The following is a 12,457-nucleotide window of genomic DNA, read 5'->3' as shown; positions in this document are numbered from 1 at the left end:
ACGCGTCGCTGGCAAAAGGCTAAGCTACGAAATAATCAGTGCAGGTTCGGCCTGCGCTCGTCACGTTTTTTATCAGTACGGAAGCCTCATGCGCAGTCGTCTCTTCAACTTTTTATCCTGCCTGCTTCTCACCAGCTGCGCCGTGCAAGCCGCCCATGGCGCAGACCTGACCCAACAACGCCAGCTCTACGACCAGGCCAAGCGCGCCTTGGCCAAAGGCGATTCCGGCCCTTACTTTCAAAATTCCGCAGCCTTGCGCAGCTACCCGCTTACGCCGTATCTGGCCTATGACGAGTTGACCGCACGCCTGAAGTCCGCAAGCAACACAGAAATCGAACAGTTTCTCGCCGCACATGGCGACCTGCCGCAAGCCAACTGGATGAAACTGCGCTGGCTGCGCTGGCTGGCAGACCGTGGCGACTGGGCCACTTTCGCAAAGTACTACGACCCCAAGCTCAACTTCACCGAGCTGGACTGCCTCAACGGCCAATATGAGTTGCAACACAACTGCAAGGCCGAGGGTTATGCCAGCGCAGAAAAACTCTGGATGGTCGGCAAGGCGCAACCGGCCGCCTGCGATGCCCTGTTCAGCCAATGGGCCGCGGCAGGCCAGCTGACCGAGCAAAAACGCTGGCAGCGGGTCAAACTGGCCGCTGAAGCACGTAATTACGCCCTGGCCACGCAACTCGCCAACGGCCTCAATACGCTTGGCCCACAAGCCCGGCTGATGATTGACGTGGCGCAAAAACCCGACATGCTCAGCCAGCCGTCACGTTTTGCCCCGGCCAGCGAGGCCATGTCTGACGCCGTAGGCCTGGGCCTGCGCCGCCTGGCACGTCAGGACCCGGAAAAAGCCGCGTCCCTGCTCGACACCTACGCCACCAACATGCATTTTTCCCGCGATGAAAAAGTCGCCATCGCCCGGGAAATCGGCCTGACGTTCGCCCGCCGCTACGACAGCCGCGGCCTGGACATCATGACCCAGTACGACCCCGAACTGCGGGACAATACCGTCACCGAGTGGCGCCTGCGTCTGCTGCTGCGTCTGGGCCGCTGGGAAGATGCCTACCAGCTCACCCGCAAACTCCCACAAGACTTGGCAACCACCAGCCGCTGGCGCTACTGGCAGGCCCGCAGCCTTGAACTGGCCGAACCCAAAAACCCGCAAGCTCAGGTCCTGTTCAAAAAAGTCGCCAACGAACGTGATTTCTACGGGTTCCTGGCCGCTGACCGGGCGCAAACCCCTTATCAACTCAACAACCGGCCGCTGGTGCTCAGCCCGCAACTGATCAAAAAAGTGCGCAATACGCCAGGCGTGCAGCGCGCACTTGAATTCCATGACCGCGGCCAGGTGGTCGATGGTCGTCGTGAGTGGTATTACGTCAGTCGCCTGTTCAGCCGTGACGAAATGGTCGCCCAGGCCAAGCTGGCTTACGACCTCAAGTGGTATTTCCCGGCTATCCGCACCATCAGCCAGGCCCAGTACTGGGATGACCTGGACATTCGCTTCCCGATGGCCCACCGCGATACTCTGGTGCGCGAAGCCAAACTCCGCGGCTTGCACTCCAGCTGGGTATTCGCCATCACCCGTCAGGAAAGTGCCTTTATGGATGACGCCCGCTCCGGCGTTGGCGCCAGCGGCCTGATGCAGTTGATGCCCGCCACCGCCAAAGAGACCGCACGAAAATTCAGCATCCCGCTGGCCTCGCCGCAGCAAGTGCTTAACCCCGACAAGAACATCCAGCTGGGTGCTGCTTACCTGAGCCAGGTGCATGGCCAGTTCAACGGCAACCGGGTGCTGGCTTCAGCGGCTTACAACGCCGGGCCGGGACGTGTGCGCCAGTGGCTCAAGGGTGCCAACCACCTGGGCTTCGACGTGTGGATCGAGAGCATCCCGTTCGACGAAACCCGCCAGTACGTGCAGAACGTGTTGTCTTATTCGGTGATCTACGGGCAAAAGCTCAATGCGCCACAGCCTGTAGTGGACTGGCATGAGCGCTATTTTGATGATCAGTGACAGGTAGCCTGTAGCAGCTGCCGAAGGAACGAGGCAGCTGCTACAGGGCTTGGCTACTCCAGGATTGTTACCGGCATGCCGACTTCCAGAACGCCATTACCCTCGTTAACCAGGTTCTGACCGAACATGGTGCCGTTTTCCTGCTTGCGGTAGGTCATCAGGGTCGCCAGCGGTTCGCGCTGTTCATCACGCACCCCTGTATGCGGATCAACAGTAGTGAGGATGCAGCGCGAGCAGGACTTGACCACGCGGAACTCGACATCGCCGATGCGGATACGCTTCCAGCCGTCTTCGGCAAAGGCTTCGCTGCCTTCGATCACCAGGTTGGGGCGAAAGCGCAGCATGTCCATCGGCCGGCCGATCTTGTGCGAAATATCATCCAGCGATGCCTGGCCAATCAGCAAAAGCGGATAACCATCGGCGAACGCAACCTGGTCATCATCCCGGCCGTAGCCCGACTCCGTGGTGCGCGCCCTTTGCAGTGGCACATGCACCAGCCGCACCGGCTTTTCTACAAAGCGGCTTAGCCAGTCAGCAGCAGCATCCCCTGCATCCGGTACACGCAAGGTGTCGCGCCATATCGTCACGCCACGCAGGTCGGTGTCGGCATCCGGCACTGCGACCTCCAGTGCCTCGAACCCTTCGGCATTCAAGGTCAAGCCACCGGCGACATTCCACAGCGCAGACAGCTGACTCATTTTGGGGTCGGCACGCTGGGTCAGAAACCGCCCGCTGGCTTCATCCACCAACATCCAGCGTCGATCGCCCACCAGCCCCAGCTTGTCCAGCGTGGCCAGAGGCAAGCTTTCACCTTTGCCGGATTTAAGTGGAAAACGATAAAGCGCGCTTAGACGCAGCATGACTCAGCTCCCTGCGGGGTTAAAAAAGCCACAGTATACGAGCCGATCACTGATGCAAAGGTGCGGGACTTCAAGCAGGTTGTTGGTCCAGTATCAGGCGCTGGCGTACGACATCCACCAGCTTGTCCGGCTGGAATTTGGACAGAAAATTGTCGCACCCGACCTTTTTCACCATCGACTCGTTAAAGCTGCCGGACAACGAGGTATGCAACACCACATACAGCGCGCGCAAACGCGGGTCATTACGGATTTCAGTGGTCAACCGGTAACCGTCCATTTCCGGCATTTCGGCATCGGTGAAGATCATCAGCAACTTGTCGGTCATTACCTGCCCGGTATCGGCCCAGCCCTTGAGCATGTTCAGCGCCTTCAAACCATCGCTGGCGATATGCATCTTGACCCCCAGTTGCGAAAGCGTTTCACGCAGTTGCGCCAGCGCTACACTGGAATCGTCGACCAGCAGCACTTCACGCCCGCGCACTTGCTCGAAGATCGGATCGGCAAGCTTCTCGCGCGAGACTTTGGCGTTGTACGGCACGATTTCGGCAAGAACTTTTTCCACGTCGATGATCTCGACCAATTGCTCCTCGACCTTACTGATGGCCGTCAGGTAATGACTGCGCCCGGCACTGGCGGGTGGAGGCAGGATGGCCTCCCAGTTCATATTGACGATACGGTCAACCCCGCCCACCAGGAAGGCCTGCACCGAGCGGTTGTACTCGGTGACGATAATGGTGCTGTCCGGGCCCGGCACCAGCGCACGCATGCCGATGGCCTGGGACAGGTCGATCACCGGCAGGGTTTTACCGCGCAGGTTGACCACGCCGCACACATGGGGATGGCGGTGCGGCATCAAGGTCAGTTTTGGCAATTGCAGGACTTCTTGCACCTTGAACACGTTGATCGCGAACAACTGCCTGCCGGCCAGACGAAACATGAGAAGTTCCAGTCGGTTTTCACCGACCAGTTGAGTGCGCTGGTCTACCGTGTCGAGAATGCCGGCCATGAGTAACTCCTGGGGTAGGTACTTGATGCCTGACCTTATCGGCCGGATTCCCAGGACCTTGATATCGTTTAGCTATCAACCAACCCACAGTTCTGACTGGCCCAGCAAAGGCGACCCCTGGGGTAAGTGGACCTTCAAAGCGCCCTTGCGCACGGCAAAGCGCATCGCATCGCCCGCAAGCGGCTCACCATCGAGGTTGATCGCCAGCCCTTCGGCGGCCTTGATCTCGACCCAGGGCAAACGCGCGCGGACAAACAGGTTATCCAGCCCCCAGCCTTCGGTCATCAGGCTTTTGAGCGTGCCGACGATTTCCGTGGGTGCAGGCAAAATGCTGATATCCAGCATGCCATCATCGACCAGCGCCTCAGGGCACAGGACTTGCCCGCCCCCGGCCTGACGACCGTTGCCGATGCCCAGCGCCAGCAACTCGCCTTGCCAGTGAAAGTCCGGCCCCTGTAGCTCGGCATAGGCCGCGTGCAGCTCAGTAAAGCGCGACAGCCCGGTAAACAGATAGGCAGCGCCGCCCAGTACCTTTTTCAGGTCTTCGGAGGTATTGGCGGTGACCTGGCTACCAAAGCCACCGGTGGCCATGTTCAAAAACAACTGGCCGTCGACTTCACCCAGATCGATGGGACAGGCTGGCACATCGAGCAAGGCCAGGGCTTGAGCGGGCTCCAGGGACACACCGGCCGCCCGGGCAAAGTCATTGGCGGTGCCCAACGGCAACAGCACCAGGCTGGCCTCGGTATCGGCCAGTGCCATCGCCTCGCAAATATCACGCAAAGTGCCATCGCCGCCACCGGCAATCAGCCGGGTGTAGCCGCCCTCCAGCGCCTCGCGTACCAGACGCTGCGCATCCCCGGCCTCCCAGGTCAGCCGCACCGCCAGTTCCCACCCCGCCGCCCGCTGCTGCTCAACGGCAGCGCGCACGTCTTCGTTGAGCGCCTGCTTGCCGTGCAAAATCAAAAAAGCCTTACCTGCACTCATATTCCATCCCTCGACATAACGGTCTGATTGCTTGGACAACAGCCAGACCGAAAAGGCCCATGCACCCGTGATTTAACCTTCACGGCTCGATCAAAAGCGCAGAACCGGTCAGACTTCAACCCCTGTAAGTTGTCCAATGATTCTAGAGGCGTTCTGTATGAGCACACTGGTTCCCTGCATCATCGCCGGTGGCGCTGGCACCCGGCTATGGCCAGTGTCGCGCGAGGCCATGCCCAAACCCTTTATGTGCCTGCCCGATGGTCAGAGCCTGCTGCAAAAGACCTTTGCCCGCGCAACCGGCCTGCGTGACGTTGGCCCGTTGCTGACCGTAACCAACAGGGAGGTGTTTTTTCGCACGCTTGATGATTACCGCGCACAGTGCATGGACGGCATCGAGCTGGACTTTATCCTCGAGCCATTTGGCCGCAATACTGCCCCGGCGATTGCCGCAGCCGCCTTGCAGATTGCGCAGCGCTACGGCGGTGATACGCAGTTGCTGGTGCTCCCCGCCGACCATCTGATCACCGATATTGCCGCCTTCGGCCGGGCCGTCGACAACGCCCGCAAACTGGCCGACGAGGGCTGGCTGGTGACCTTTGGCATACTGCCAACCCGGGCCGAAATCGGCTTTGGTTATATAGAAAAAGGCCAGAAGCTGAACCAGGATGGCTTTGAAGTGGCGCAGTTTGTTGAAAAACCGGACACCAAAACGGCCCAGGGCTACCTCGACGGCGGCCTGCATCTGTGGAACAGCGGCATGTTCTGCATGCGCGCCGACAGCGTACTGCAAGAATTCAGGGCCCATGCGCCTCTGGTACTGGATGCCGTGACCCACTGCCTTGATCACAGCCAGATGTTTGAGGGCAAACAACAACGCCACCTCGAACTGGACAGCCCGAGTTTCGCCCTGGTGCCCGATATCTCCATAGACTACGCCGTGATGGAGCGCTCGCAAAAAGTTGCCGTAGTGCCCTGCCAGCTGGGCTGGAGTGATATAGGCTCATGGCAGGCGGTGCGCGAGCTGACCCCGGCCGACGCCAATGGCAACCAGTGTACTGGCGAAAACGTACTGCACGATGTACACAACTGCTACATCGATTCGCCGAAACGGTTGGTGGGCGGGGTCGGACTAAACGACCTGATCATTATCGATACGCCGGATGCTCTGCTCGTGGCCGACGCCCGACGCAGCCAGGACGTCAGGCACATCGCCCGAACACTCAGACTCCAGGGCCACGACGCCTATCGCCTGCACCGCACTGTCACCCGCCCGTGGGGCACCTACACCGTGCTGGAGGAAGGTCCGGGGTTCAAGATCAAACGCATCGTGGTCAAGCCCGGAGCCGCGCTGTCCCTGCAGGTGCACCAACGGCGCAGCGAACACTGGATTGTGGTCAGTGGCAGGGCCGAAGTGAACAATGATGGCCTGGACTTCACCCTCGAAACCAACGAGTCCACCTTTATCAAACCCGGCAGCCCACACCGGCTGGGCAACACCGGGGAGGCTGAACTGGTCATGATCGAAGTGCAAAGCGGCGAGTATGTGGGCGAAGACGACATCGTGCGCCTGACTGATATCTATGGGCGCGCGCCTGTCTGAGATCATTGTGGGAGCGGGCTTGCTCGCGATGGCGATCACCCGCAATCGCGAGCAAGCCCGCTCCCACGGGTGACGCAACAGTGCTAGCCCAGCACTTCACTCAACGGGATAAACCCCACCCGGTCGCCTTCGGCCAGGGTGCAATCCTCAAGGACTTCCACCAGCCCTTCAGCCCATGCCGCGCTGCGCAACACGCCTGAACTCTGGTTTTTGTAAATCACCGCACGCCCTTGCTCCAAACGCCCGCGCAGGTACTCGCGACGATTGCCCGGCTTGGGCCAGACAAATCCTGCAGGCACCTGGAACTTCAGCGGTTCGACAGCCTGCACGCCTTGCAGGCGCAGCAGATAAGGCCGTGCCAGCAACGCGAACGTCACCAGAGTCGAGGCAGGGTTACCTGGCAGGCCGATCACCGGCACACCGCGAAAATGCCCGCAGGTCAGGGGTTTGCCCGGCTTGATTGCCAACTTCCACAGCGCCAGCTCGCCCTCTTCGCGCAACGCAATGCCCAAAAAGTCTGCCTCACCGACCGACACTCCGCCGGTGGATAAAATCAGGTCAACCGTTCCCAACTCACCCAAGCGTTGGCGGGTGGCGGGCAAGTCATCAGGCAGAATCCCCCCATCGACCACTTCACACCCCATGCGCGCCAACCAGCTGCACAGCACTATGCGGTTGCTGTTGTAGATTTGCCCCGGGCCCAACGACTGCCCGGGCTCGATCAGTTCATCGCCAGTGGATAACACCGCCACCTTGACCCGTCGCATGACTCGCAGCTCGGCGCAGCCCAGGGATGCTGCCAGCCCCTGCTCGATCGGCCCCAAGCGCGTCCCCGCAGTAAGGACTACCTCACCAATGGTGGTTTCCTGCCCCTTAGGACGAATGTTCTGACCTGCACGCAAGGCATGGGTAAATACCACTCGTCCGTCAGCTTGCACCACGGCATTTTCCTGCATTTCGACGCAGTCCGCGCCCGCAGGTACCGGGGCACCAGTAAAAATGCGTGCACAGGTGCCTGGCGCCAGTGGCTCCGGGGCAGTACCGGCAAAAATTCGCTGGCTAACGGTTAGCGGTTCCCCGGACCAGTCGCCCAGGTTCAACGCATAACCGTCCATTGCACTGTTGGGCCAAGGGGGAAGATCAAGGCTTGCAATCAAGTCGTGGGCCAGTACGCGGCCATCCCCTGCGCCCACCGGAACCGATTCGGTATCAAGGATCGGCGCCGACTCAGCCAGTGCCAGCAAACGCTCAAGTGCCACCTCGACGGGCATCAGCGCGCCAGTTCGGCCCGGCTTATCCACGGGTTTCACAGGCCGGTGCCTGCTTCAAGTGGGCGACGAAGTTGCAGGGGCGATGACGGGAATCCAGTTGCTCGGCCAATATCCCGTCCCAACCGGTGCGTACAGCGTTGGTCGAACCCGGCAGGCAGCACACCAGCGTACCGTTGGCCAAGCCGGCAAGAGCACGGGACTGCACGGTCGAAGTGCCGATATCGGCCACGGAGATCTGGCGGAACAGTTCACCAAAGCCATCTACTTGCTTGTCCAGCAGACAACTGACGGCTTCTGGCGTGCTGTCGCGTGCAGTAAAACCTGTGCCGCCGGTAATCAGCACCACCTGCACCCCATCGTCGGCGATCCAGGTGGCGACCTGGGCGCGGATTTTATACAGGTCATCCTTGAGCAACACCCGTGCCGCCAGGTTGTGCCCGGCATCACGCAGGCGATCGACAAAAACCTGACCCGAAGTGTCCGTTTCCAGGGTTCGAGTGTCACTGACGGTAAGAACGGCGATATTCAAAGGTACGAAAGGTGCATCAACCTTGGCTTTCATAGACGAGGTCCAGTTGTAGGAGAAACAGCCCGGTGTTATATCACAGCGCTTCTTTTGCCTGGTTGCGCGGAGTTCCATATGAACCGGTTTCAATGCTCCATCTTGCTGCTGGCAGGTGGCCGTGGCCAGCGCATGGGCGGTCAGGACAAGGGGCTGGTGAGATGGCAGGGTCAGCCGCTGATCGCGTATGCCCAGCGCGTCACCCGCCCGCTGACCGATGACCTGATCATTTCGTGCAATCGCAACCACGAACAGTACACCCGCCTGGCCGATCAACTGGTCAGTGATGGCAATGATGACTTTGCCGGGCCGTTGGCGGGGATCCGCGCCGGGCTGGCCGTGGCCCGCCACTCACACTTGCTGGTGTTGCCCTGCGATGTACCGAAAATCGACCGCGGGTTGCTCGATGCCCTGCTGGGCGCTGCCGCTCAACATCCCGATCAGCCGCTGATGGTGCGCCACGGGGAGCACTGGGAACCGCTGTTATGCGTGATCCCCACAGCACTGAAAGATGTATTCGAGGCCGCCTGGCAGGCAGGTGAACGCAGCCCGCGCAAAATCATGCTCCAGCTCAATGCACGGGCCTGGCAATGCGCCGAAAATGACCCGCGGCTGGCCAATTTCAATACCCCGGACTGGCTGAAATAATCCGCGCCAGTGTCTGCCTGGGGCTAGCAATGGAACTTGCAGACGATGTATACGTCTCAAGGACAGTAATCATTAACAGCACATTCACTTGTTGGAGATACACAATGACTCACCGGACTCTCGCCGCCCTGATGCTCGCTGCTGGCATGGCCGCCCTTGCCGGCTGCTCCTCGCCTTCGGTGATCACCCTGAACGACGGTCGCGAAATCCAGACTGTCGACGCGCCAAAATACGATGACGACTCAGGCTTCTACCAGTTCAAGCAACTGGACGGTAAAGAAACCCGCATCAACAAAGACCAGATTCGTACCGTTAAAGAGCTGTAATACCGCTCTCTGGTCTTAAAACAAAACCCGCCTAGTGCGGGTTTTGTTTTACCAGTCCAGATGAATCCTGCTCTCGAAAAAGCGTGCTTCTCCCGTGAGCGGATCAACAAAGCGCAAACTCTGGGCCAGCAGTTTCAGCGGCTCGGCGTAGTCATCGACAGCGTCCCTGATCACGTCCGGGTAGAACGGGTCATTGCATATCCCTGCCCCCAGCGCCGCCATATGCACCCGCAACTGATGCTTTTTCCCGGTGACGGGGTACAACGCATAACGCCACAACTCACCGTTTTTCTCACAAACGTCGACCAGGGTCTCGGTATTGCTGGCGCCCGACCCTTCTTTCATGCGGAAAAAAGGCTCGCCCTCCACCAGGCGGCTTTTATGCACCAGCGGCAGCTCAAGTTCAGGCAATGCGCGAGCAATGGCCTCATAGCGTTTGTCGATCTTGCGCGTGGGAAACAACGACTGATACGCCGAACGAGTGTCCGGATTGGCAGAAAACAGCACGAGGCCCGCCGTGTGCCGGTCGATACGGTGCAGGGGCACCAGATGGGGGTTGCCCAGGGTGCGGATCAAGCGCCGCAGCAGTGTTTGCTCGACATACTCACCGCCCGGGGTCACCGGCAGGAAGTGCGGTTTGTCCGCCACCACCAGATGCTCATCGGCATACAGGATGGTTTCCTGCACCGGAATGGGCGTTTCGTTGGGCACTTCGCGAAAGTAATGAATGCGCAGGCCTTCCCGGTACGCCAGCTGCGGGCTGATAGGCGCACCGTCGGCATCCAGCACCCGGCCACGGGCGATACGGTCAAGCCACTGTTCGCGGCTGATGGCACTGAAGTGTTCACTCAGGCAGTCGAGCACCGTCAACCATCTGCCTGGCGGCAGGTGCAAGGTACTGGCTTGATGCTCAGCGGCGATGAAAGCCTGGGACGACATAAAGGGTCTCGAGCGGAAAATGCAGCCGGTGATTATGCAGGTTTATCCAAGAAAATTGACCACCTGCGCAGTATCAAACGGCCAGCCCAACTCCTGGCCCGTATCGACCCGGCGCAATACCGGAATACGCAAGCCGTAGCTTTCAAACAACGAGTCGCTGTCAGCAATATCGACCAGCTCGACCATCAACCCATGCTCGACCAAGGGCATTAAAACCGCTTCGGCCAGTTCACACAGGTGACAACCCAGGGTGCCGAACAATTGGCATTCGGGAGGCATAAATAACGACCTTAGAAATAAAGTGTTTATCTTAAGAGCCTGGCCCGGTGACGTCGACCCGTAGCAGATAGCCGCAGCCGTATGCCTGATTTGCCAATACAATCGCTCTATTCCCCTGCTTGCGACTACGCTTGACCCACATCAGCGACAGACCTTCGTATTTGCCGGATGCTCGCGACCTTTTTCCCGACCTGCCAAGGAAGCCTTTCGTGTTTGCCAATCTGTTAATCATCCTTGCCTCGTCACTGGTGGTCATTGCCCTGTTCCGGCGCCTGAAGCTGCCGCCGGTGCTGGGTTACCTGTGTGTCGGCCTGTTTGTAGGTCCCACCGCCCTCGACTGGATCAATGACAGCCCCGATCTGCCTGACCTGGCAGAGCTTGGAGTGGTGTTTTTGCTGTTTTCCCTGGGGCTGGAGTTCTCGCTGCCCAAGATGCTCAAGCTGCGTCGGGTGGTATTTGGCCTGGGCAGCCTGCAAGTGCTGTGTTCGGCAGTGGCGCTGGGCGGCCTGCTGTATGCCTTTGGCATGAGCCTTAACGGCGCGTTCCTGCTCGGTGCCGGACTCGCCCTGTCATCCACGGCGATCGTAAGTAAAGAGCTGACTAGCCTGGGGGAAATCTTCAGTCGTCACGGGCAGAATGCCATTGGCGTACTGCTGTTTCAGGACGTGGTCGCGGTACTGTTGCTGACCCTGGTGCCGGTGTTCGCCGGCAGCAGCGACCAGGCCTGGTATTGGGCCTTGCCGGTTACCTTGGGCAAGACTGTGATCCTGTTTCTGGGGCTTCTGTTTGCCAGTCGCTTCCTGCTGCCGCGCCTGTTCCACGAGGTGGCCGCGTCGCGCTCGGCAGAGCTGTTTGTGTTGCTGGCGCTGGTGATCGTGCTGCTCACCGCCTGGCTCACCCACCTGCTGGGCCTGTCCCCTGCGCTCGGCGCCTTCCTGGCCGGCATGCTACTGGGTGAAAGCCACTATCGACATCAGATTGAAGCCGATATCCGACCTTTCCGGGACATTCTGCTGGGTCTGTTTTTCGTCAGCATCGGCATGCTGATCGACCTGCAGCTTTTCATTCACCACGGTTTCCTGATTTTAGGCCTGACCCTGGTCCTGATGCTGATCAAGGGTGCCGTGGTCGCGATTCTGGTCAAGTTGCGTGGCAGCGACGGAGAAACCGCCTGGCGCAGTGGCCTGGCCCTGGCCCAGGGCGGTGAGTTCTGCTTTGCCCTGATGGCGCAGATGCAGAGCAACTCGCTGATCCCGGCGGATATGGCTGCCTATCTGCTGGCCGCCACGTTCTGCTCGATGCTGCTGACGCCCCTGCTGCTGCGCGCCGCGCCACTTATCGCAGCCAGCCTGCACCGGCAATCCTATGAAGAGGCGGAGCTGGAAGAAATCGCCAGCCAAAACGCCGAACTGCACGGGCACGTGGTGATGTGCGGCTATGGCCGCGTGGGCCAGTCCATTGGCCGTTTCCTGCGCAGCGAACACAAGGACTTTGTCGCGCTGGACTACGACCCCGATCGCATTGAGGAAGCAGCTAAAGCGGACAGCTGCGTGCACTACGGCGACGCCCGCCGGGGTGATCTGCTGCGCGCTGTAGGCCTGGATCGTGCGCGACTGCTGGTGATTGCCGTGGACAACACCGAGGTGGCCATGAGCGTACTCAAGGAAGCCCGGCTGATTACCCTCGAAGTGCCTATCCTGGTCAGGACCCGCGATGACAGCCAGCTCACCGAGCTGAAGGCCGCCGGGGCAACTGAAGTGGTACCGGAATTGCTCGAGTCGAGCCTGATGCTCGCCTCCCATGCCTTGATTTTGCTGGGCCTGTCAGAAAAAATCGTGCAACGCCGGGTCGACCAGGTACGCCATGACCGCTATCACCTGCTCGAAGGCTGTTTTGAAAGCGAAGACGCGCGGGAAGCTGCAATCCCCCGCGAAAACGACTGATTTAAGGTAAGGTTTTGCC

12 protein-coding genes are annotated in these 12,457 nt (G+C 59.9%); 5 read left to right on the top strand and 7 right to left on the bottom strand.

Translation table 11 applies throughout. From position 1 onward, the window contains the following. Positions 1–88: 88 nt before the first annotated feature. Positions 89–2,017 (top strand): transglycosylase SLT domain-containing protein, encoded by a 1,929-nt coding sequence (locus tag GHO03_RS05055; protein ID WP_153399322.1) that lies wholly within the window; start codon positions 89–91, stop codon positions 2,015–2,017. Between the two features lie 53 nt (positions 2,018–2,070). Here the strand turns inward: GHO03_RS05055 and GHO03_RS05050 are convergent, their stop codons facing one another. From GHO03_RS05050 to yegS, 3 genes are all read right to left on the bottom strand, one after another. Next, on the bottom strand, positions 2,071–2,877 hold the full coding sequence (locus GHO03_RS05050; RefSeq protein WP_095002217.1) for an MOSC domain-containing protein: 807 nt from the start codon (positions 2,875–2,877) through the stop codon (positions 2,071–2,073). Between the two features lie 70 nt (positions 2,878–2,947). Then, on the bottom strand, positions 2,948–3,883 hold the full coding sequence (locus GHO03_RS05045; RefSeq protein WP_095019373.1) for a chemotaxis protein CheV: 936 nt from the start codon (positions 3,881–3,883) through the stop codon (positions 2,948–2,950). 75 nt (positions 3,884–3,958) lie between these two features. Further along, positions 3,959–4,870: a lipid kinase YegS gene (gene yegS / locus GHO03_RS05040; protein WP_153399320.1), complete on the bottom strand. Its 912-nt coding sequence runs from the start codon at positions 4,868–4,870 to the stop codon at positions 3,959–3,961. A gap of 157 nt (positions 4,871–5,027) precedes the next feature. Between yegS and GHO03_RS05035 the strand changes: the two genes are divergently transcribed. After that, positions 5,028–6,470 (top strand): mannose-1-phosphate guanylyltransferase/mannose-6-phosphate isomerase, encoded by a 1,443-nt coding sequence (locus GHO03_RS05035; RefSeq protein WP_095023997.1) that lies wholly within the window; start codon positions 5,028–5,030, stop codon positions 6,468–6,470. An 83-nt stretch (positions 6,471–6,553) separates the two neighbouring features. On the opposite strand, the gene glp is transcribed toward GHO03_RS05035, so the two are convergent. Both glp and moaB read right to left on the bottom strand, forming a co-directional pair. Next, a complete protein-coding gene (gene glp, locus GHO03_RS05030) occupies positions 6,554–7,780 on the bottom strand; it encodes a gephyrin-like molybdotransferase Glp (RefSeq protein ID WP_133144895.1) in 1,227 nt (408 codons plus the stop codon). Further along, complete coding sequence (moaB, locus tag GHO03_RS05025) at positions 7,764–8,303, bottom strand: molybdenum cofactor biosynthesis protein B (RefSeq protein ID WP_095002222.1); 540 nt, start codon at positions 8,301–8,303, stop codon at positions 7,764–7,766. Before moaB ends, glp begins: the two co-directional genes overlap by 17 nt. A gap of 78 nt (positions 8,304–8,381) precedes the next feature. Between moaB and mobA the strand changes: the two genes are divergently transcribed. Beyond that, positions 8,382–8,951: a molybdenum cofactor guanylyltransferase MobA gene (mobA, locus tag GHO03_RS05020; protein WP_095025147.1), complete on the top strand. Its 570-nt coding sequence runs from the start codon at positions 8,382–8,384 to the stop codon at positions 8,949–8,951. A 104-nt stretch (positions 8,952–9,055) separates the two neighbouring features. Further along, positions 9,056–9,277 carry a YgdI/YgdR family lipoprotein gene (locus tag GHO03_RS05015; protein WP_095002224.1) on the top strand — a complete coding sequence of 74 codons (222 nt, stop codon included), beginning with the start codon at positions 9,056–9,058 and terminating at the stop codon, positions 9,275–9,277. Positions 9,278–9,325: 48 nt separating this feature from the next. Here the strand turns inward: GHO03_RS05015 and GHO03_RS05010 are convergent, their stop codons facing one another. Further along, positions 9,326–10,216 (bottom strand): pseudouridine synthase, encoded by an 891-nt coding sequence (locus GHO03_RS05010; protein ID WP_153399318.1) that lies wholly within the window; start codon positions 10,214–10,216, stop codon positions 9,326–9,328. A 42-nt stretch (positions 10,217–10,258) separates the two neighbouring features. Then, positions 10,259–10,495, bottom strand: a complete 237-nt coding sequence (locus GHO03_RS05005) for a glutaredoxin family protein (protein ID WP_095002226.1) — start codon at positions 10,493–10,495, stop codon at positions 10,259–10,261. Positions 10,496–10,704: 209 nt separating this feature from the next. Here GHO03_RS05005 and GHO03_RS05000 point away from each other — a divergent pair, with 209 nt between their 5' ends. Then, positions 10,705–12,438 (top strand): monovalent cation:proton antiporter-2 (CPA2) family protein, encoded by a 1,734-nt coding sequence (locus GHO03_RS05000; protein WP_095002227.1) that lies wholly within the window; start codon positions 10,705–10,707, stop codon positions 12,436–12,438. Positions 12,439–12,457: the final 19 nt, after the last annotated feature.

This window comes from Pseudomonas sp. FSL R10-1339, assembly GCF_009600545.1.
Classification (GTDB): domain Bacteria; phylum Pseudomonadota; class Gammaproteobacteria; order Pseudomonadales; family Pseudomonadaceae; genus Aquipseudomonas; species Aquipseudomonas bubulae.
Note: the sequence above shows the minus strand (reverse complement) of the source record. Positions and strands in the feature narration are given on the sequence as shown.